At 67.3% G+C, this 21,099-nt stretch carries 17 protein-coding genes; 7 read left to right on the top strand and 10 right to left on the bottom strand.

The window, feature by feature from the left end; translation table 11 throughout:
* Positions 1 to 84: 84 nt before the first annotated feature.
* The 4 genes from NH14_RS22510 to hpnI form a co-directional block, all read right to left on the bottom strand.
* Positions 85 to 1,227 carry a lysylphosphatidylglycerol synthase domain-containing protein gene (locus NH14_RS22510; RefSeq protein WP_052148015.1) on the bottom strand — a complete coding sequence of 381 codons (1,143 nt, stop codon included), beginning with the start codon at positions 1,225 to 1,227 and terminating at the stop codon, positions 85 to 87.
* Positions 1,224 to 2,204 carry a hopanoid biosynthesis-associated protein HpnK gene (gene hpnK, locus NH14_RS22505; RefSeq protein WP_084225372.1) on the bottom strand — a complete coding sequence of 327 codons (981 nt, stop codon included), beginning with the start codon at positions 2,202 to 2,204 and terminating at the stop codon, positions 1,224 to 1,226. The genes NH14_RS22510 and hpnK overlap by 4 nt, the downstream gene beginning before the upstream one ends.
* Entirely contained in the window at positions 2,204 to 3,625 is a 1,422-nt protein-coding gene (hpnJ, locus tag NH14_RS22500) for a hopanoid biosynthesis associated radical SAM protein HpnJ (protein ID WP_035525823.1), read from the bottom strand. Before hpnJ ends, hpnK begins: the two co-directional genes overlap by 1 nt.
* A 201-nt stretch (positions 3,626 to 3,826) precedes the next feature.
* The gene (hpnI, locus tag NH14_RS22495; protein WP_084225370.1) at positions 3,827 to 5,131 is read right to left on the bottom strand and encodes a bacteriohopanetetrol glucosamine biosynthesis glycosyltransferase HpnI; all 1,305 of its coding nucleotides are present in this window, start codon (positions 5,129 to 5,131) and stop codon (positions 3,827 to 3,829) included.
* A gap of 726 nt (positions 5,132 to 5,857) precedes the next feature.
* Between hpnI and NH14_RS22490 the strand changes: the two genes are divergently transcribed.
* Entirely contained in the window at positions 5,858 to 6,853 is a 996-nt protein-coding gene (locus NH14_RS22490; RefSeq protein WP_035525820.1) for an LLM class flavin-dependent oxidoreductase, read from the top strand.
* 29 nt (positions 6,854 to 6,882) lie between these two features.
* On the opposite strand, the gene NH14_RS22485 is transcribed toward NH14_RS22490, so the two are convergent.
* Positions 6,883 to 7,965, bottom strand: coding sequence for an alpha/beta fold hydrolase (locus NH14_RS22485; protein WP_035525818.1), 1,083 nt, complete (start codon positions 7,963 to 7,965; stop codon positions 6,883 to 6,885).
* 242 nt (positions 7,966 to 8,207) lie between these two features.
* Between NH14_RS22485 and glgC the strand changes: the two genes are divergently transcribed.
* The 5 genes from glgC (at position 8,208) to NH14_RS22460 (ending at position 14,032) form a co-directional block, all read left to right on the top strand.
* A complete protein-coding gene (glgC, locus tag NH14_RS22480) occupies positions 8,208 to 9,479 on the top strand; it encodes a glucose-1-phosphate adenylyltransferase (RefSeq protein WP_035525816.1) in 1,272 nt (423 codons plus the stop codon).
* A gap of 71 nt (positions 9,480 to 9,550) precedes the next feature.
* Positions 9,551 to 11,011: a glycogen synthase GlgA gene (gene glgA, locus NH14_RS22475; protein ID WP_035525813.1), complete on the top strand. Its 1,461-nt coding sequence runs from the start codon at positions 9,551 to 9,553 to the stop codon at positions 11,009 to 11,011.
* Positions 11,012 to 11,205: 194 nt separating this feature from the next.
* A complete protein-coding gene (gene pdxY, locus NH14_RS22470; RefSeq protein WP_035525812.1) occupies positions 11,206 to 12,081 on the top strand; it encodes a pyridoxal kinase PdxY in 876 nt (291 codons plus the stop codon).
* 98 nt (positions 12,082 to 12,179) lie between these two features.
* Positions 12,180 to 12,641, top strand: coding sequence for a hypothetical protein (locus NH14_RS22465; RefSeq protein ID WP_035525809.1), 462 nt, complete (start codon positions 12,180 to 12,182; stop codon positions 12,639 to 12,641).
* A gap of 257 nt (positions 12,642 to 12,898) precedes the next feature.
* Positions 12,899 to 14,032 (top strand): branched-chain amino acid ABC transporter substrate-binding protein, encoded by a 1,134-nt coding sequence (locus tag NH14_RS22460; protein WP_052148041.1) that lies wholly within the window; start codon positions 12,899 to 12,901, stop codon positions 14,030 to 14,032.
* Positions 14,033 to 14,039: 7 nt separating this feature from the next.
* On the opposite strand, the gene NH14_RS22455 is transcribed toward NH14_RS22460, so the two are convergent.
* The 3 genes from NH14_RS22455 to NH14_RS22445 form a co-directional block, all read right to left on the bottom strand.
* Positions 14,040 to 15,983, bottom strand: coding sequence for a DUF3857 domain-containing transglutaminase family protein (locus NH14_RS22455; protein WP_052148014.1), 1,944 nt, complete (start codon positions 15,981 to 15,983; stop codon positions 14,040 to 14,042).
* A complete protein-coding gene (locus tag NH14_RS22450; RefSeq protein WP_035525806.1) occupies positions 15,980 to 17,041 on the bottom strand; it encodes a helix-turn-helix transcriptional regulator in 1,062 nt (353 codons plus the stop codon). Before NH14_RS22450 ends, NH14_RS22455 begins: the two co-directional genes overlap by 4 nt.
* Positions 17,042 to 17,124: 83 nt before the next feature.
* Positions 17,125 to 18,387: an aspartate aminotransferase type Ic gene (locus NH14_RS22445; RefSeq protein ID WP_035525803.1), complete on the bottom strand. Its 1,263-nt coding sequence runs from the start codon at positions 18,385 to 18,387 to the stop codon at positions 17,125 to 17,127.
* 165 nt (positions 18,388 to 18,552) lie between these two features.
* Here NH14_RS22445 and NH14_RS22440 point away from each other — a divergent pair, with 165 nt between their 5' ends.
* A complete protein-coding gene (locus NH14_RS22440; RefSeq protein WP_035525801.1) occupies positions 18,553 to 19,422 on the top strand; it encodes a LysR substrate-binding domain-containing protein in 870 nt (289 codons plus the stop codon).
* A 46-nt stretch (positions 19,423 to 19,468) separates the two neighbouring features.
* On the opposite strand, the gene NH14_RS22435 is transcribed toward NH14_RS22440, so the two are convergent.
* Together NH14_RS22435 and hutC are read right to left on the bottom strand one after the other, a co-directional pair.
* Positions 19,469 to 20,125, bottom strand: coding sequence for a hypothetical protein (locus NH14_RS22435; protein WP_035525799.1), 657 nt, complete (start codon positions 20,123 to 20,125; stop codon positions 19,469 to 19,471).
* Between the two features lie 200 nt (positions 20,126 to 20,325).
* Positions 20,326 to 21,021: a histidine utilization transcriptional repressor HutC gene (gene hutC, locus NH14_RS22430; RefSeq protein ID WP_035525797.1), complete on the bottom strand. Its 696-nt coding sequence runs from the start codon at positions 21,019 to 21,021 to the stop codon at positions 20,326 to 20,328.
* Positions 21,022 to 21,099 lie beyond the last annotated feature (78 nt).

Here is a 21,099-nt window from a genome sequence, read left to right as displayed (position 1 = left end):
GCATAACGGAAGCAGCGCTTGCCGCGCATGTGAGGGCGGAGCTGGCCGTCGGCTCAGCATGCGCTTACAACCCACAATGTACCGTCAATGCGGCTGGTCGTGGCGGGCCTTCGAGTTCGAATGCGGCTCATGCAACGCCTGGGACGCCCGCACGCGAGCGCCGGCCGCGGCAGGCAGCGCCTCGCTCGCGGCAGCGGCGGCGCGCTTGCTGTCGCGCAGCGAGCGGCGCGTGCGCACGATCTCGGCGGCCTGCCAGGACAGCAGCGCGAGCACGCCAAACACCATCTCGCGCATGCGCTTGACGAGCGCGAGCGAGAGCGCCACGTCCGGGCTCACGCCGAACAACTGCGCGAGCAGCACTACGGCGACTTCCTGCACGCCGAGGCCCGCCGGCACCATGAAGGCCGCGTGGCGCACGGCCTGGGTGATGGCCTCGATGGCGAGCGCCTCGCCCACCGTGACCGGATGGCCGAGCAGCGTGAGCGCCCACCATGTCTCGAACGCGCCGAGCATGTAGCCGCCGAGCTGCCAGAAGAACGCGCGGAACATGAGGCCGGTGCGCGACATGAGCTGGTCGAGGTCGGCGTCGAGCTGCTTGCCGTCGATGCCCATCATGAGCGGATTGTTCGCGCCCAGCAGGCGCGCGGCCCAGCGCTCGATCGCATGAAACACCCCGCCGCGACGCAGCAGGAAGACCGCGAGCACGGGCAACGGCGCGGTGAGGAGCAGCGCGAGCGCAATCGTGACGATGGTGCGCAGCGATCCGCCATCGCCCGTGGCCGCCACGATCAGCACGACGCCGAGCGCCGAGAACGCGTATTGCACGGCAATCGTCACGAACACCTCGACGATCACCGAGGCCGTGACCCGGCTCATGTCGCGGCCATCGTCGCCATCGTCGCCATCGTCGTCAGCGCGCAGCTTCCAGCGCGCGAGCCGCACACCGACGATCTCCCCGCCCACGCCCACCACGGGCAAGAGGCGGTTGACGGCCTCGCGCACGGTCGCGACCCACCAGAGGAAACCGAGCGGCGCGCGCTTGTCGAGCAGGAGGCGCCACGCATGCGCATCGAGCAACAGCGGCAGCGCGTGGAACGGCACGAGCCAGAGGAGCACCGGACCCGCCGCGCCAATCACGCGCACCACGTCGCGCGCGCCATCGTGCACAGCCAGCCCGATCAGAATCGCGATCCCGACCGGCAGGCCCAGCCATTGAAGCCACTTCATGACGATGCCTGTGTCTCCTGAGTCTTGCTTGCCAGCGCGGGTGCACCGCCCGATGCAGAGGGCTTCACCGCTACCCGGTCGAAAAACACGTCGGTGAAGCCGCCATGGCGCACGCCCGCGCGCTTCAGCGCTTCGGCCACGCGCGGCGAGATCAGCGCGTCGAGTTCGTCGGCGTGCCGATACGTACGCATCGACGGCGTGATCGGCCCCTCGCCCGCGGCGGGCGCCTCGGCCGGATGGCAATAGATCTCGCCCACGCCCTGCGCCGGCAGATGCGCGAGCGCGTCGAGCAGCACCGCCTCGTCCATCGCGCCCGTGTTCGCCATGCCCACGACGTAATCGTTATGCGCCACGCCCACACGCGCGAGACGCGCGCGCACGAGCACGAGCCAGGGCTTGAGCGCAAACGGCGCGCCCGCTTCCAGCGGCAGGCGCATCGCGCGCAAGCCGTACTCGCGGCCGATCGAGAGGATCAGCGAGAGCACCGTGGGATGCAGATGGAAGTGTTTGTGCGTGTTCACGTGATCGAGCGCGAGCCCGGTCGCCGCGAACGCCTCGAATTGAGCGCGAATCTCCAGTGCCAGCTGGGCGCGCACGTGCGGCAGGAAAAAGAAGCGAAAGCCGTCGAGCACCATGTTGTCGCCGAAGCGGCCTTGCGCGTCGACTAGCGCGGGAATCCGCGCGCGCGGCAGCATGGCCGCGCCGTCGGCGAGCACGAGGTGCAGGCCCACGCGCAGGTTCGGCAGTTGCCGCGCGCGCGCCACCGCATCGGCGGCGGCGGGCGCGGCGACCATCAGGCTCGCGGCGTTGAGTACGCCGTCGCGATGCGCGCGCTCGACCGCCGCGTTGACCCGCTCGTGCAGGCCGAAGTCGTCGGCAGTGAAAATCAGCGCGCGCCCGCCGCTGCCGCCTTGTCCCGCGTTCACAGCATCGGCGGCGATGCGCGCAACGCCATCCGCGCGCGGCGGCGCATCCATCATGCCTCGTGGGCGCGCAGGAAGCGGAAGAACTCCACGCCCTCGCGCAGGCGGCGCTTCATCATGTCCCAGCTCGTGAGCATCTCACGCACGATTTCCCAGATCTTCGACGGACGGAAATAGAACTCGCGATAGAACTGCTCGAGATGGTGATAGATCTCGTCGCGCGACAGATGCGGATAGCCGATCGCCGCAAGCTGCACGCCTTCCTTGCTCACGAGATTGATGGTCTTGTTCTCTTCCATCCAGCCGTTCTCGACGGCCTGCTTGTAGAGCGTCGTGCCCGGATAAGGCGCCGCGAGCGAAACCTGGATCGTGTGCGGATTGATTTCCTTCGCGTACTCGATGGTCTTCTTGATGGTCTCCGGCGTCTCGCCCGGCAGGCCGAGAATAAAGGTGCCATGGATCTTGATGCCGAGCTTCTTGCAGTCCGCGCTGAAGCGGCGCGCGAAATCAGTGCGCACGCCCTTCTTGATGTTCACGAGGATCTGGTCGTCGCCGCTTTCGAAGCCCACGAGCAGCAGGCGCAGGCCATTCTCCTTCATGACCTTGAGCGTCTTGTACGGCACGTTCGCCTTGGCGTTGCACGACCACGTCATGCCGAGCTTGCCAAGGCCGATAGCGATGGCTTCGGCGCGCGGCAGGTCGTCGGTGAAGGTGTCGTCGTCGAACATGAGCTCTTTCACTTCCGGCATGTTGTCGCGGATCCACTTCGCTTCCGCGAGCACGTTCTCGACCGAGCGCGTGCGGTAGCGGTGGCCGCTCACCGTCTGCGGCCACAGGCAGAACGTGCAGCGCGACTTGCAGCCGCGACCCGTGTAGATCGAAACGTACGGGTAGTTCAGGTAGCCGATGAAGTAGTTGTCGATCTTCAGATCGCGCTTGTAGACCGGCGCCACGAACGGCAGCTCGTCCATGTTCTCGAGGATCGGACGCGCTTCGTTGTGCTCGATCGAGCCGTCCTTTGCGCGCCAGCTCAAGCCCTTGATCTCGGCGAACGGCTTGCCTTCGGCGATTTCCTTGCAGGTGAAGTCGAATTCCTCGCGGCAGACGAAATCGATCGCCTCGGTGGCCGTGAGCGAGTTGTGCGGATCGACCATCACCTTCGCGCCCACCATGCCGACCAGCAGCGACGGCTTGCGCTTTTTGAGGTCTTCTGCGAAGAGCGCGTCGGTCGGGAACGACGGCGTGCTCGTGTGAATGATCACGAGGTCGTAGTCCATCGCGATCTTCAGCGTTTCTTCGACGCCGATGCCGTCGGCGGGCGCGTCGAGCACGCGGCTGTCCGGCACGAGGGCAGCGGGCTGGGCGAGCCAGGTCGGATACCAGAACGAGCGGATCTCGCGCTTCGCCTGATAGCGCGAGCCTGCGCCACCGTCGAAGCCGTCATAGGACGGGGCCTGCAAAAACAGCGTTTTCATGAGAGGAGTGCTCCGCCAACCCTTTTGTTTAATGGGCATGAATGAACGACAAGCGCGCGCGCTGGCTCAAGGCCGGCGCGGCACGCCACAATTTGGGGTGCGCCTGGGATTCATATCCCGGGGCGCTTTGGTCCGGCATGCCGGACCTGATCTATCCGGGCCTGATTCATCAGGCCCAACTACGCCGTGCCTGCCACGGCCTCAACGGCCGTCCGACACTTCGACGACCGCCCGGCGCGGCGCCGCGCTCACGCGCGCTTCGCCCGCACCTGGCATGGCGGCCACGTCGGCCGCGGCCACGACGTCGGGGTTGGCGACCGGCACGCGCACGCCGCGCCAGATCACGTGCGAACCGAATACCGCCGCCAGCCATTGCAGCAGCAACAGCGTGTCGCGCAATGGCACCAGCGGCAAATCGCGCCAGAACGCCCGCAGGCTCGAACTGCCGCGCGCATGCGAGGCCAACCGCGCGATGATACCGCCAACCGTGCTTGCGCCGAGCACAGCCAACGCGACCCTCGCCACTGCGCCGGCCCCCGCCATCGTAGTGCTGGCCGCGAGCTGCCAGTACGCGAGTGCGCCCAGCACGAGCCACGGCGAAGTAAAGGTGATGAACAGCGACGCGAAACCCGCCGGATTGACCGAGCGAATCGTGCGCAGCCAGCGCGTCTCGCGCAGCCACAGCGTGCGGAACGTCGGCTCGATCACATCGGTGGCGACCAGCACCGGCGCGAGCACCGTGGCAAGCCCGTGATCGCGTGCGAAGCGCGCGAGCTGAAAGTCGTCGGCAAGGCAATCCTTGAGCGATTCGAAACCGCCGATACGCTCGAGCGTGCCACGCGAAAGCGCAAGCGTCGCGCCGAAGCCGAACGCGCGCGAGCCCGTGGAATGCGCGACCCGCACCGAAGGCGCGAACCACTCGTTGATAAAGAGCGCGCCCACGCGCGGCCAGAAACCACCGACACTGCGCGCGCTGTAGAGACACGTGACCACGCCCACTTGCGGGTCGGCGAGCGGCGCGGTGACGATCTCAAGATAATCGGGCTCCACGGCGATGTCGCTGTCGGCGACGATCAGCACGTCATGGCGCGCATGCGCCGCCATATTGATGAGATTGCTCACCTTCAGGTTGCTGCCGTGCACGCGCGAGTCGATCACGAGCGCGATGTCGTGAGCCGGATACGCGGCCTGCAGCCGCCGCACGACGGCAATGGCGGGATCCTTCGACGAGGACACCCCGAAAATCAATTGATAACGCGGATGGTGCTGCTCGCAGAAGGTGGCGAGGTTTTCGAAGAGACGGGGCTCGGCGCCGCACAGCGGCTTGAGCACACTCACCGGCAGCGCCGCGCGCGCGCGGGCGCGCCGGGCCGCCATACGCACCTGCGCGGCGGAGCCCAGACGCGGCATGCTCAACGCAGCACAAATAGCGTAGAAGGTAGTCGCGCAACACAGCGCGATCACCAGCCACCACGCCGGGGACAGAAAACCCAGCACTGCAGTCATGCCTCGATGCCTCGCGCCCAGCGCCATGCCGTCGCGACGCAATCACGCGGCGCGCCGGCCAACTCGAGCGTGTCGCCTGCTAACATTTGCCTACCCCGGAAATCACGAAAATTGACCCGCGCATCGTATCCGCGTCGCATATTCGCCGCCACCTGCGTAACAGACGGCTACACATTTCTGACGCCGCGCCAATCAACCGATGAATTGATTAAGCATTGCCTGGAAAAAGGCGCACCGTGCTTTTTCGCACCCCTGCTCGCGCCCTGATTCAAAGGGAAAAATTGTAGCAGCAACGCCCTCGCGCCGCTTCCGGCGCTCTCGCAAAAATGCTTCTCACATTTGCAAAGACGGCAATTCTTGCATGTGGTCCACACCAAGCTTCCAGCGCCTTATAGATCCAGAACAATTAGCAAGCTTATTGAAATAAATTCTTAACAATATTGAATAGCGCTTTAGTCGAGCCGACCGAATATCGATATAAACAAGAATTATTCTGATTCAATTTAAAAAATGGTTTGCAAGCGAACCGCGGCGGCCCCACCTTGGCGGCCCCACCGGAAACCACGTGGGGCGCATGGGTTCCCCGATCCTGTCAGCAGGATCCGGAGCGCTTTGGCACAATGCCTCGACCTTGCGTCTGCCTTGCAGCCGCCCCAGCGCCCACCCGGCGCGCTCCCGGGGCCAGGCTTGCGGCACGCTCCATGAACACTGGAACGCCACCCGCCCATGATTCCCTTCTCCGTCCTCGACCTTTCGCCGGTGCCTGCCGGCTCCAGCGCCAGCGTCGCGCTGCGCAACACGCTCGATCTCGCCCAGCATGCCGAGCGCTGGGGCTACCACCGCTACTGGCTCGCCGAGCACCACAACATGACCGGCATCGCCAGCGCCGCCACCTCGGTCGTGATCGGCCATGTGGCGGGCGGCACGCGCACGATCCGCGTCGGTTCGGGCGGCATCATGCTGCCCAATCACGCGCCACTCCTGATCGCAGAGCAGTTCGGCACGCTCGAGGCGCTATATCCGGGGCGCATCGACCTGGGGCTCGGCCGCGCGCCCGGCACCGACCAGACCACGGCGCGCGCACTGCGCCGCGACCTGCACGCGAGCGCCGAAGCCTTTCCCGACGACGTCGCCGAGTTGCAGCGACTCTTCGCCGATCCGGTGGAAGGCCAGCGCGTGCGCGCCGTGCCGGGCGCGGGGCTGCACGTGCCGCTCTATATCCTCGGATCGAGCCTGTACGGCGCGCAGCTCGCGGCGGCGATGGGCCTGCCGTTCGCGTTCGCCTCGCACTTCGCGCCCGATCAGTTGCTCACCGCGCTGCGCGTCTATCGCTCGCAGTTCCGCCCGTCGGCCACGCTCGCGAAACCGCACGCGATGGTGGGCGTGAACGTGTTCGCCGCCGAAACCGACGACGAAGCCCGCTTGTTGTTCACCTCGCTACAGCAGCAATTCGTGAATCTGCGGCGCGGCACGCCGGGGCAGCTCCCGCCGCCAGCCGAGCAAATCGCCGCAAACGAATTCGAGCTTTCGAGCGTCGCGCATTCGCTCGCGTGCTCGGTGGTGGGCGACCGCGCGAGCGTGCGCGCGGGACTCGCTTCGGTGATCGAGCAGACCCAGGCGGACGAGCTGATCGTCACCGCGCAGATCTACGATCACGCCAAGCGCCTGCGCTCGTTCGAAATCACCGCACAGGTGCGCGCGGAGATGGCTGAGGCCCGGTGACTCCAGCCGGGCCAGGCGCGAACTACGAACTATCGTGACTGGCCCGGCAACGCCGCCAGCCCGCTGAGCAACGCGGCGTGAAACGCCTCGGGGTCCTGCATCTGCGGCGCATGGCCGAGTTCCGGGAACTCCACGAGCTTCGCGTTCGGGATGGCCTGCTGCGCCGCCTTCGCCAGCGCTGGATAGTGCCCGAGCTGGGCACGCACCTCGGGCGGCGCGGCATCTTTGCCAATGGCGGTCGTGTCCTTGTCGCCGATCAGCAGCAGCGTCGGCACTTTCAGCTGGCCGAATTCGTAGATCACGGGCTGCGTGTAAATCATGTCGTAAAGCAGCGCCGAATCCCACGCGACCTGCTGCTTGCCCGGCCCCCTGTACATGCCGGCCAGCATCTGCACCCACGGCTCGTAGCGCGCGCTCCAGTGGTCCGCGTAATAAGTCGACCGCTCATAATTGCGGATGCCGTCGGCGCTCGTTTTCAGTTCGCGCGCATACCACTCGTCCACCGAGAGCGAAGGCACGCCTTTCGCTTTCCAGTCCTCGAGCCCGATCGGATTCGCGAGCACCAGTTGCTCGGTCTCGCGCGGATACATCAACCCATAGCGCACCGCGAGCATGCCGCCCGTCGAATGGCCGATGACGGTCGCGCGCTGCACGCCCAGCGAAGCGAGCAGCGCATGCGTATTGCGTGCAAGCTGCTGGAAGCTGAATTGGTAAGCCGCCGGCTTGCTCGATTTGCAGAAACCGATCTGGTCCGGCGCGATCACGCGATAGCCGGCGTCGGTCAGCCGCGTGATGGTCTCGCCCCAGGTGGCGGCGCAAAAGTTCTTGCCGTGCAGCAGAACCACAGTGCGGCCGTTGGGCTTTTGCGGCTGCACGTCCATATAGGCCGTATGCAGCGTCTGCCCTTGTGACGTGAAGCTGAACTCGCGCACCGGATGAGGATAATCGAAACCCTGAAGCTCGGGACCATAGGCGGGGCCATCGGTCGACACGGCAACCGGGGATGCTGCAGCGAAAGGCGCATTCGCGCCGTTCCCGGCAGCACACGCGGCAAGACCGGAAACGGCGGCGCAACAAGCGGCGATGGCGCAAAGCTTGCGTATCGGAAACATGGGCGATCACGGAGTGCCTGGAACACCAGCGATTCTAGCCGCCACACGTTGCCGCCCTGTGCAATGAATTCGCGCAAGATGGCTTTCAGTGCTAGAACAGTCAATGCGCGGTCACAAAAACGACGCCGGCGACGGGAATACCTAATGGGCAAACCCAAGGGAAAGACCCAAAACGCATCCGGCGCACGAGCCGAGGCACAACGAACCAGGCCATACCCCGGGGGCACAACAGGGAGACGCTCATGGAAACTCCGGCAAGCCTCAACGATCTGCAGCGCACCACGCTCGCGATCGTGCTCGCGGGCGGACGCGGCACCCGCCTCGGTCCGCTCACCAACAAGCGCGTGAAGCCAGCGGTCTACTTCGGCGGCAAATACCGCATCATCGATTTCGCTCTCTCCAACTGCCTGAATTCGGGCATCCGCCGCATCGCGGTGGTCACGCAGTACAAGGCCCATTCGCTGCTGCGCCACCTGCAGCGCGGCTGGGGCTTCCTGCGCGGCGAGTTCAACGAGTTCGTCGACCTGTGGCCCGCGCAGCAGCGCGTGGAAGGCGCGCACTGGTATCGCGGAACGGCGGACGCCGTCTATCAGAACCTCGACATCATCCGCTCGATCTCGCCGAAGCACGTGATCGTGCTGGCCGGCGACCACATCTACAAGATGGATTACACGCGCATGGTGGCCGACCATGCAGCGAGCGGCGCGGACTGCACGGTGGGCTGCATCGAGGTGCCGCGCCTCGATGCGCGCGCGTTCGGCGTGATGGCCGTGGACGAGTCGCGCCGCGTCACGGGCTTCGTCGAGAAGCCCGACGACCCGCCCGCGATGCCGGGCCACCCCGACATCGCGCTCGCGAGCATGGGCATCTACGTGTTCGAGACCGCCTATCTGTTCAAGCTTCTCGAAGAGAACATCGCGCGCACGGCCACCGACCACGACTTTGGCAAGGACATCATTCCGCGCGTGGTCACCGACGGCCATGCGATCGCGCATCCGTTCAGCCTCTCGTGCGTCTCGTCCGATCCGAATGCCGAGCCCTACTGGCGCGACGTGGGCACCATCGACGCCTATTGGTCCGCCAATCTCGATCTGGCCTCGACGATTCCGGCGCTCGACCTCTACGACCGCAACTGGCCCATCTGGACCTATCAGGAGCAGTTGCCGCCAGCCAAGTTCGTGCGCGACCTGAACGGACTGCAGGGCTCCGGCACGAACCTGATCGTGTGCGGCGGCGGCGTAATCTCGGGTTCGCAGATCTCGCGCTCGGTGATCTCGTCGAATGTGGTCGTGAAGTCGTTCTGCAACATTGCCGAGGCAGTCTTGTTGCCCGAGGTGACGGTGGGCGCGAGCTGCCGGCTGCGCAAGGTGGTGGTGGACCGCGGCTGCGCGATTCCCGACGGCACCGTGATCGGCGAAGACCCCAAGCTCGACGGCGAGCGCTTCTACCGGACCGAGGACGGCGTCGTGCTGGTCACCGACGAAGCGCTGGCGAAGCTCAGGCGCGGCGGCTGAGCAATACACAAGCGCGAGGCCCGCGCCCCTTCAACCCTCGACAGTCGCTCGACCGCAAAGGCCCCATTCCGATGACGATCCGCGTTCTGCACGTAGCCAGCGAGCTCTATCCGCTGCTGAAAACCGGCGGTCTCGCCGATGTCACGGCCGCCCTGCCCGTCGCGCTGATCGAGCAAGGCGCCGATGCGCGCGTGCTGCTGCCGGGCTTCGCGAGCGTGGCGGCGGGCCTAGCCGACCTGCGTCCGGTCGCGCGCCTCGCGCGCACATTCGGCGCGCCCGAAGCGTCGCTCGAACTCGGCCACCTGCCGGGCAACGGCCTGCCCGTCTACATGATTCGCGCCGACGCGCTCTACGCCCGCCCAGGCAGCCCGTACCTCGACGCCGACCAGGTGCCCTACGGCGACAACGCGCAGCGCTTCGCGCTGCTCGGCTCGGCCGCCGCGCAGCTCGCCCAGCACGCCGATCCCGACTGGACGCCCGCCATCGTGCACGCGCACGACTGGCACGCGGGGCTCGCCCCCGCTTACCTGCGCGCGGCGGCGCGCGAGCGTCGGCTTGCCGGCACGCGTACCGTCTTTACGATCCACAACCTCGCCTATCAAGGCATTTTTCCCGCGCAGCAGTTCGACATGCTGGGGCTGCCCGCCGACTTCTTCGACATGCACGGCGTGGAGTTCTACGGTCAGCTTTCATTTTTGAAAGCCGGTCTTTATTTCGCCGACAAGATCACCACGGTAAGCCCGACCTATGCGCGCGAGATCCAGACCGTCGCCCAGGGCTGCGGGCTCGAAGCGCTGCTCAAGGGCCGCGCGCACGATCTGGTGGGGATCCTGAACGGCGTCGATTACGCGATCTGGAATCCGGCCCACGACGACGCTATTGCCGCGCATTACTCGGCTGCGCACATGAGCGGCAAGCCGCGCTGCAAGACGGCGCTGCAAGCGCGCCTGAAGCTCGCGCAGCGGCAAGACGCGCCCGTGTTCGCCGTGGTGAGCCGCCTCACCGAGCAAAAAGGCCTCGACCTGCTGCTTGGCGCGGTGCCCGAAATCGTCTCGCGCGGCGGGCAGCTCGCCGTGCTCGGCACCGGCGACGCGAGCCTCGAACAGGGTTTCACGCGCGCGGCGCGCCAACATCCCGATGCCGTGGCCGTCGAGCTTGGCTTCGACGAAACGCTCGCGCACTCGATCGTCGCGGGCGCCGACGTCATGGTGGTGCCCTCGCGCTTCGAGCCGTGCGGGCTCACGCAGCTTTACGCGCTCGCCTACGGCGCGCTGCCGCTCGTGCATCGCGTGGGCGGTCTCGCCGACACTGTCGCCGACGCCTCGCTGGAGAATCTCGCCGATGGCCTCGCCACCGGCTTCGTATTCGAGCGCTTCGAGCCCGACGCGCTCGCTGCCGCGATCCGCCGCGCCTTCGCGCTCTACGCGCGCAGCCACGACTGGCGCGCGACGCGCGAGCGCGGCATGCATCAGGACTTCGGCTGGGCCGCATCGGCACAACGTTACATGTCGCTCTATCGCGAATTGGCCTGAAATTTGGCCTGAAGCGGCGCACAGTTTGCACAACAGCTCACACAACCGCTTGCACAACACTTCGCACACCGGAACGCAACCTGCGAGACGGCTACGCGCAACACTGCACGCACGTGAGCATCGACTGGGCGCGGCGAATTCGGTTATCGTTGCCGCACCGCGCTAATTTTCGCGTCTCGCCCCACAGAACGCCCATGAAAAACGTTTTGAGCATCCAGCCACACGTCGTGTTCGGCCATGCGGGCAACAGCGCCGCTGTGTTCCCGATGCTCCGCCTCGGCGTGAACGTTTGGCCGCTCAATACCGTGCAGTTCTCGAACCACACGCAGTACGGCCACTGGACCGGCAGCGCGATCGATGCAGAGCAGATGGTCGATCTTGCCGAGGGCATTGGCGCAATCGGCGTGCTGCCGCGTTGCGACGCGGTGCTCTCGGGCTACCTCGGCACGCCCGAGCAGGCCCAGGCGGTGATCGACGTCGTGCGCGCCGTGAAGGCCGCTAATCCACACGCGCGCTACTTCTGCGACCCGGTAATGGGCACGGTCAACGGCGAAGGCAACGGCTGCAAGGTCGAGCCCGGCATTCAGGAGTTTCTGGTGCAGCACATGCCCGAAGTGGCCGACGCGCTGATGCCGAACCACAGCGAACTGCAACGGCTCGTCGGGCGCGAGATCGAGACCGCCGAGGAGGCTGTCGACGCCTGCCGCCAACTGCTGGAGCGCGGCCCGAAGCTCGTGCTCGTCAAGCATCTGCTCGACCGCAACAGCCCCGCGGACACCTTCAACATGCTTGTCGTGAGCGAGCACGAGGCGTGGCTCGGCCAGCGCCCGCTCTATCACTTCGCGCGCCAGCCCGTGGGCGTGGGCGACATCACGAGCGCCATCTTCGTCGCGCGCCTGATGAACGGCGACGCGCTGCGGCCCGCGTTCGAGCACACGCTCGCCGCCGTGAACGCGGTCGTGAAGGCCACCTACGACGCGGGGCGCTACGAACTGGAAATCGTCGCGGCGCAGGACCAGATCGCGCGCCCGCGCGAATGGTTCGACGCCTGGGCCATCGACATGGACTGAAGGCGAGCCGCGCGGCCTATAATGCGAGCCGCGCGATGCGCTGCTCCAGCGCAAACGCCGCGCCGTCCCGCGTCCCCCGTTAGTCAAGAGATCGATCGATGTCCCACCCCATCCGCAGCGAACAGGAAGAGTATTTCGAGCAACTGTGCCTTGCCGTCGACGCCGGCGAGACGCACGAGCAGGAAGCCATCGAATACTTCGAAGAGCAAAGCCATGAAGCCGATTTCGACGCAGCCGTCTGGCTCGACATCGCGCTTTATCACGCACCCGAAGTGGCGCGCGGCATCATCGACTTCGTCGACGAAGAAGACCGCCAGCGCAGCGACATCGCACAGACCATCGCCGACAATCTCGACATTGCCTATGGCGACGAAGACTGCGAGCGCTTCGAGACGATCGTGCGCTTTGCGCTGGCCAACGGCGTGCCCGTCGATCTGGACGTGGTGCTCGACGGCTGCAACCGCGCGCTCGACGACCTCGAAGGCTGGGCCAACGAAGACACCATGGCGCCGCTCGTGCGCCTGCGCGAAACGCTGCTTGCGATGCAAGCGGAGCGTTGAGCGCAGGACCACAACACGCACGCAGCACGCTCGAACCACAACGTAGAAAAACACCGCTGCGCCCACGCCGCGAGCTTTGCATGGGATCGGAGTAAGCACTAAACCGCCAACTCTGATCGACAGCTAAAGCGCCAACTCTGGTCGACACAGGAGCCACGATGAAATCGCGCCACACGCCATGCCGCCCGTCCGGTGCGCTGCCCCGTCCGACGCGGCGCGCCGCACTGCTCGCGATCACGCTCGGCGCGCTCTCGTGCATGCTCGCCACGGCGCCCGCCAGCATCGCGCACGCAGCCGGGCCGCTCACCGTGCTCACCGTGCGGATCGGCTTCGCCGCGCCACTGAGCGGCGACTACGCCGACTATGGCCGCGACCTGCAAAAAGGAGCGCAGTTCGCCATCGACGACGCCAACGCGCAAGGCGTGAAGATCGGCGATCAAACCGCGCACTTCGAGCTCGTCAGCTTCGACGATCGCGCCGACCCGCGCGGCGGTGTGCAGGCCGCTACGCGGCTCGCAAACGAGAATGTGGCGGCCGTGGTCGGCCACTTCAACTCAGGCGCGGCCATCGCGGCCTCGCGCATCTACGAAAGCGCCGGCATCCCCATGATCGCGCCCATCGCGACCAATCCCACGCTCACTTCGCAAGGCTTCGCTAACACCTTCGTGGTGGTCGCCAACGACGCGTGGACCGCCGGCGTGGCGGGCGCATGGGCCGTCGAAGAGATCAAGGCACGGCGCATCGCCATCGTCGACGACCGCAGCGCGTTCGGCCAGGGCGAAGCCGACGTGTTCGAGCGCACCGTGAAGGCGCGTGGCGGCATCGTGGTCACGCGCGACTTCACGACGGGCGCATCGGGCGGAACAGGCGATAGCGTCGACTTCGGCCCGCAGCTCGCGCGCATCCAGGCCGCCAACGCCGACCTGCTCTATTTCGGCGGCCTCGCGCACGAGGCCGCGGCGCTCGTGAGGCAAATGAAGGCACGCAGCATGAGCGTGCAGTTCGTGGGCGGCGGAGGCGTCGCGCTTCCCGACTTCGTGCGTCTCGCGGGCGTGGCAGGCGAAGGCGCGCTCGCGTGGGAGTACGGCCGCCCGCTTGCGCAGCTGCCTGACGGCCCGCATTTCGCGCAACGCTTCAAGAGCCATTTCGGCGTCGATGTGCTCGCCTACGCGCCGTTCGGCTATGACGCGGCATGGGCGGCCATTCACGCGATGGCGGCCGCCAGATCGGCGAATCCCGCGGTCTGGCGCGGCGCGCTCAAGACCCTGTCCTTCGATGGCGTAACGGGCCGCATTGCCTTCGACGATCAAGGCGCGCTCAGGAACGGCGCAGCGACGCTCTATCGATTGAAGCAAGGCGCGTGGGTGCCTGTGACTACGCGCGGCGGCTAACGCGCGCTCATCGGCTCCGGGCACGCACGACGATCTGCGCACGCGTATCGCGCTGCATGCGCACGAGCGCGTCGCGCATCTGCGCGAACTGATCCGGCGAGCACATCTGCCGCCCGAAATGCGCGGCAAGCCTGCGCGAAATCTGCACCGTGCGCGACGCCGGATCGAACACGTAGTGCGATGCATAGTCGAGTCGCGCGCCATCCGCGCCCGCGCTTGCCGAGATGTCATGCGGCAGGTCGCTCACGCGCGCGAATGCGGGCAACACAATTTGCGCGTGCTCCTCGAAGTCGCCGCCCACACAGGCCCACGGCTGCGTGCGCTTTGGCACCGCGAGCCACGCGTCGAGCTGCGAGGCGATGCCGCCCGGCAAACTGCTCAAGGCGGGCAGCGCCGTCGTGCCGTCGCGCCAGACGACATGGTCGAGCGTGCCGGCGACCGTGACGGTGAACGGCCCGCCGGTTGCATCGAGCGCGCTCGTCGAGACCCGCGCGGTGCCCGCCAGGCCAGCCTGGCGCAGACGCTGCAAGGCGATCTCCCGCGCCTGGCGGCGCGTCGCGCGGCGCAGCGTGTTGCGCTCAGGTTCCGCACCGGCGCCCGTGTCCTCCACGCGATAGCGATACGCAGCGCCGCCATCGGCGCCCACGTCGATTTCGAGCCGCACCGTGCGCTCGCGCGGCTGCGTGGCGGGCGTGCGCACGAGCACGCCGTCGTCGACGAGCAGCGCCGGGCGATCCAGCACACCCGCCGGCAAATAGCCGAACGCCACGCCGCCTGATGAGGTATCGGCGAACACGCCCAGGTCGGGCAGCCAAGCGATCACATGATCGATCGCCTCCACGCCGTATCCCGGCACCGATGGCAACGCATAGACCGGACCAAGATTCAGCAGTGCCGCTTCGGCGCGAATGCCCACCGCCGCGAGCAATGCCGTGAACAGCGCGACGTGGTCCTTGCAGTCGCCGTAACGTGCGCGCAGGATGTCGACCGCGTGGTGCGGGGCCGCTGCGGTCTCGCCCAGAAATAGCGCCACGTAGCGGATATTCAGGCGCATCCAGTCGTAGATGCGCGCGGCCTTCTCGAGCGGATCCGCAAGCCCCACCGTCAGCGTTTGCGCGAGGGCCGCGATGGACGGATCGGTCGCGGTGGGATCGGCGGCAGCATCGCGGTAGCGCGCGGCAAAGGCCGCGTAGTCGGGCAAGGTCGTCACCATGAGGCGCGCGCCCCAGTTCACGCGCGAGACGGCGCCCGGCTCCAGCGGCGCGTAAGGGCCATGGCGATACTCGAAGGCGTAGCGCGTGCGGCCGTTCGCAGTCACGGGCGCGAGCGCTTCATAACCGCGTGCATCGACATGAAGCGGCAAATCGGCCGGCAGATCGAAGACGAGACGCTGAAGCTCGACCGGCTCGACCGGCGGCTCGGCGAAGTACGAGAACATGCCGGCTTGCATCGCCTTCGCACGGTGCTTCGTCCAGATTAGGCGCACGCGCGAGCCCGGCTGCACGCCAGGAAAGATCACGGTGCGCAATACGCCGTCCTGGAAGGTCGGCGCGCCCGCCGAGCGCGGCTCCTGAACGTCGCGGATCGCGCTTGCGCCCACTTCGTGCAGCGTGCCGTCGGGGTCGACGGTTTGCGCTGAGAGCGCCGTGATCGTTTCGGAATCCTTGTTGAACCAGACGTAGCGCTGCGCGATGGCGTCGACGCCCGCGGTGGTGTTGGCGCGCATCGTCGAATCGTCGTGCTCCTCGATCGAGCCGTCGTGCTGCACGACGAATTCATGGACGTCGCGCTCGAGCGTGGCGGGCGGCAAATCGGTGAGATCCAGGGATTCCTCAGGCGCCTGCGCTTGTGTCTGCGCATCGGCCGGCGGCTGCGCCTGTGCGCACGGCCACGCGAACACCAACGCCAATGCAAGCGCGAATGCACCGGCCCTTGCGCGCGCGGCGTTCATGGCGACTGCATCGCCGCCGCGTTCGCTGTGTCCGTCGCGTTGGGTGCAGACGTCGCGCGCGGCCAGGACGTCGCCGCGAGTTCGCGCTCGCGCATCGCGTCGCGCCACGCTCGCGGGCTCGCGCCGAACTCCGCGCGAAACGCCGCGTTGAAGTTGGACAGATCGTTGAAGCCGCTCTCCAGTGCAATATCGACGATCTTCTCGCCGCCCTCGCCGGCACAGAGCTGCAGCGCGGCCACGCGCAGGCGCGAGCGCAGCAGGTATTGATGCGGCGTCACGCCCGCTACCGCCGAAAAGGTCCGCAGGAAGTAGAACTCGCTCACGCCCGCCGCCGCCGCGAGGCTCGCGAGCGTATGCGGCGAATCGGGCGTCTCTTCGATCAGACGCAGCGTCGCGGCCACCCGCGCGGCCGCGGCCGCCGATGGCCGCGATCCAGCCGTCGACCCGGCCCTTCCTTGCAGGGAATCCGGCCCGCGCACATCCTTGCCGTCCGCGCTCACGCGCAAGGTCGCGACCGCCAGCGCGATCGCCAGTTCGTCCCACGCAGCGGGGACTCCGGCCCCACGCTCCAGCGCCTCGACGTTCGCGCAGGCGCGCGCGACGAGCGGCGCGAGCGCGCGCAGCGGCGGCACGCGCAGCGCGCTCCAGCGCCGCGCGCGGGGCACGAGGCCCGCTGCGGCGGCCTGCTCGTCGAGCCAGTCCGGATCGAAATGAAACGAGATGCAGCGGTCGCCCGCGCCGTGGCGGTGGCCGCATTCGAAGCACGCGCCCGGCTCGCCCAGCATGAGCGCGCCGGGCGTCATCAGTTCCGTGCCGCGCCCACGGCCGGCCTTGCCCGACCCGCAGCGGTAGCCGAACGAGCCGGCCGCGACGATCGCGAGGCACGCGCTCGCATGGCGCTCCTCATAGGGCCGGTCGGCGGGGCCGAACGTGCAGACGACGTCGTCGACCTGCCAGCCGGGGCCTGACGCGAGCCTGCGCGCGAGCGGCGGACGCGCCGCGCCCTCGCGCGTGCGCTGCGCGAGGGCGCGTTGCAGACTGGCGGCGAGAGCGGACACGCAGGCCTCCTGCTAGACGATAGGTGGACGACGGAGTTCGCCTTTCGTTGTAGCACATCGTTTTGCTGCATGTCGCGCCGCGCTCAGACCGCCGCCACCTCGCGCGCTTCTAGCGAGCGCAGCAGCGACGCCGCAATCCCATGAGCCGCGAGCCGCACCTCTTCCAGCGACGGAAACGATGGCGCAATGCGCAGATGGCTGTCCTCGGGATCGACGCCATAGGGAAACGCCGCGCCCGCGGGCGTCAGCACGAGCCCGGCCCCGACGGCCAGCTCGACGGTGCGCCGCGCGCAACCCTTCGGCGTGTAGAGACTGATGAAGTAGCCGCCGCGCGGCACGTTCCAGCGCACCTCGGGCACCTGCGCAAAACGCGCGCGGAACACCTCGTCCACGGCGGCGAACTTCGGCGCGAGCAGTGCGCGATGGCGCGCCATCAGCGCCTCGAGCCCCGCGCGATCGCGGATAAAGCGCACATGGCGCAACTGATTGAGCTTGTCCGGGCCGATCGTGCGCGCCGCCGCACAGCGCTGCCACCAGGCCACATTGGCTGGCGACGCGGCCAGCCACGCGAGCGCACCGCCCGCGAAGGTCGCCTTCGAAAGCGAGGCGAACACGAGCGCGCGCTGCGCATACCCTGCCGCCGCGCACGCCTCGATGATATTGGGCGTCTCGTGCCGCTGACCGGTGAGGTGGTGAAAGCGATAGGCGTCGTCCCAGAAGAGGCGGAAGTCGGGTGCGGCGGCGGGCATGGCGGCAAGCCTTTGCACCACCTCGTCCGCATAGATCGCGCCCGTGGGATTGCTGTAGAGCGGCATGCACCACATGCCCTTGATCGTGGCGTCATCGCGCACGAGCGCTTCCACTGCGTCCATGTCGGGGCCGTCATCGCGCATGGGCACGGCGATCATGCGCACGCCCAGCGCCTCGCAAATCGCAAAGTGCCGGTCGTAGCCTGGCGCGGGGCACAGGAAAGCAATTTCGCCCTGCCCGCGCCACGGCGCGCCGCGGCCCCCACCCTCGCCCACCGGCACGCCGTGGAGCAGCGCGAACACGAGCGCGTCATGCATGAGTTCGAGGCTCGAATTGCCGCCCGCAATCACCTGCGCCGCAGGCACGCCCAGCAGTTCGGCACCCAGTTCGCGCGCCTCGGGCAAGCCCGAGGCGAGGCCGTAGTTGCGGCAATCGAAGCCGTCGCTCGCGCGATAGTCCGCAACCAGCGCGGCATCGAAAAGCCCCTGCGAGAGATCGAGCTGCTCGGGCGCTGGCTTGCCTCGCGACATGTCGAGGCGCATTCGCAATTGCCGGAATTGTTCGTAGTTCAAATCAATTGACGTGTTGGTCGACATGGGTTTTCCCGGCATGAAAGTGTGAGAGCGAAGCAAAACAGCGTTGGAACACGGATCGTGCGAACCAGCATACGAGCGTCGCAACGTTCAGGCAAACGCGTTATATTGAATGTTTCGATCAGATTTTCTGATGCCGCGTTTCCCCATGGCGCGCATTCCGTACCCATGAAGACCCTCGATTTCGATGTCCTTGCAATGGTGGTGGCCGTAGCCGATGCCGGCAGCTTCGTGCGCGGCGCAGCGCTCGTGCACCGCTCCCAGGCCGCGCTCTCCATGCAGATCCGCGCGCTGGAGGACACGCTCGGCAAGCCGCTTTTCGTTCGCGCGCCGCGCAACGTCACGCCCACGCCAGACGGCCACACGCTGATCGCCTACGCGCGACGCATGCTCGCCCTGCGCGACGAAGCGTGGGCCTCGCTCGCGCACCCCGAGGTCACCGGCCGCGTGTCGATCGGCATGCCCGATGACTATGCGTCGTCGCTCTTGCCGCCGGTGCTGCGCAAGTTCTCGGCGAACTGGCCGAAAGTGGAGATTCAGGTGGTCGGGCTGCCGAGCAGCGCGCTCGCGCCGCTCGTGAAGGAGAACAAGATCGATCTGGCCTGCGTGACGGGCACGCGCGAGCTCGCCGGCGAATTCATCCGCTTCGAGCCGATGGTCTGGGCCGGGCCGCCCGCGCAAGCGAGCGCGGCGATCGGCCGGGAGGTCTGGCGCGAGCGGCCCTTGCCCATCGCGCTCTTCAGCGCGGGCAGCGTCGCGCGCTCGAACGCGATTGCCGCGCTCGAACGCGAAAACATCGCCTATCGCACGTCGTATGAAAGTCCGAGCCTGATGGGGCTGTGCAGCATGGTCGCGGCGGGCCTCGCGGTCGCGCCGCTCGCGCGCTGCGCGGTGCCTGAAACCTTCGTCACGCTTGGCCGGCAGCACGGGCTGCCCGCCTTGCCCGAACTCGAAGTGGTGCTCGCGCGCAGCGTCCGCTCGAACCGGCCGACCTGCGACTTTCTCGCCGAGCAGATTCTCGCGGAACTGCGGGTCTGAGGCACTGCCACGCGCGAAATCGCGGCTCTGGCCGCAGCCGCCGGAATCAGTCGTCGATCGATCGGGTAAGCAATGCGTGAAGCCGCGTGATGTGGCGCAAAAGCAACTCGCGATGCTTCTCGATCTGCTCGAGGCGGCCTTCGAGATCGGCCCGCGAGCGCTCGTCGTGCTCGGCATGCGCAATGACGTCTTCGATGCGCGCGCGCAACGCCTCCGGCTCCACCGGCAGCATGCTCAGGTGCCGTTCGAGCTTGCGCACGTCCTGCGCGGCCAGCTCGCGAATCTTGCGCGTGCCGGCGGAGCGCCGTTGCGCGTCCTGGGCGGCCATATCCTGCGCGCGCCGGGCGTCCGCGCCGTGGCCGAAGATCGGCTCGGTGCGCAGCACGGGCGCCTTGCGCACCGGATGCGCGGTGCCGCGAAAGCGCGCGCGCGGAGTTTCGTCGGCAATCGCGTCGCGCGCCTCCTGGGGCACCTCGCCGGCTCCGTGCGGCTCGTCCATCCAGCCTTCGGGCAAGCCCGTGACGGCCTCGATGCCGCGCACGAACTCCGCGCTGAAGTCGCGCTGCCCCGAAGCAATCAGCTTCATGTAGCTCGCCGAAAACGTCATCATCCTCGCGAGCCGCGTGACCGCGCCCACTTCGCGCGTGAGCAGCGCAAGGTTCGCGCGCCACGTGGGCATGAGCGTTGCACTGGAATCTTCCATTGCGGAGGTCCTCCCTCGTGGGCCGGGCAAGCCTGGCCGATGCCTGAAGGTTAGCCGCATCGCGAGGCAGGACGCAACCCGCAAGCGGCATCATTGCAATGCGAATGAAAGGAAGAGGGGCAACGGCGGGAAATGCGCCGGAAAACGCGACAGGGAGCGCAACGGGGAGCGCAACGAGAAGCGCGCCGGCGAGGCGCCGGCTAGAAGTGCCCCGTGAAGCGATATCGGCTGCCCGGATGCCACAGGTTCGCCACCGATGCCACACGCCCGCTCGAGCGGGTGCGCCGGTGCAGGACGAGACACGGCTCGACGTCTTTCATCTTGAGCCGAGCGCGCGTGTCGCCCCGCGGGGCGAGCGCCTCGATGCGGTACTCCACGCCCTGGAGCGGCGCAACGCGCATGAGGTAATGGTTGGGCGTGGTGGACGTAAAGTCCTGCTCCACGTAATCGGGCGCGACATCGGGATTGACCCAGCGTTCCTCCAGCTGCACGGGCTCGTCGTTCTCGAAGTGCAGCATGCGCGAGTAGAAGACCCGGTCGTTCGTGCGCAGCCCCATTTCGATCGCGAGCGCCTCGTCGGCGGGCAGCACGCCGATCTCCAGCACCTCGGCGCGATAGCCGTGGCCGCGCGCGAGGATTTCGTCGGAGATGCTGCGGATCGCCACCAGCGTGGACTCGTACTTGGGACGCGCAACGAAGGTGCCCGCGCCCTGCACGCGCGTGAGCACCTGCTCGGCGGTCAGCTCGCGCAGCGCGCGATTCACCGTCATGCGCGCGACCTTGAACTCGCGCGCGAGCTCGTTCTCCGAGGGCACCTGGTCGCCTTCGCTCCATTCGCCCGCGTGGATGCGCGCAAGAATGAAGTCCTTGATGCCCTGGTATGCGGGTGCGTTCATTGCGTGGTCGAATGGGCCGATGGTTTCGATGGCGCGTCACGCGCGCATCGCGCCACCGGCCGCATCTTCGCCGTTGCC

The organism is Paraburkholderia sacchari (assembly GCF_000785435.2).
In the GTDB taxonomy this organism is placed as follows: domain Bacteria; phylum Pseudomonadota; class Gammaproteobacteria; order Burkholderiales; family Burkholderiaceae; genus Paraburkholderia; species Paraburkholderia sacchari.
Note: the sequence above shows the minus strand (reverse complement) of the source record. Positions and strands in the feature narration are given on the sequence as shown.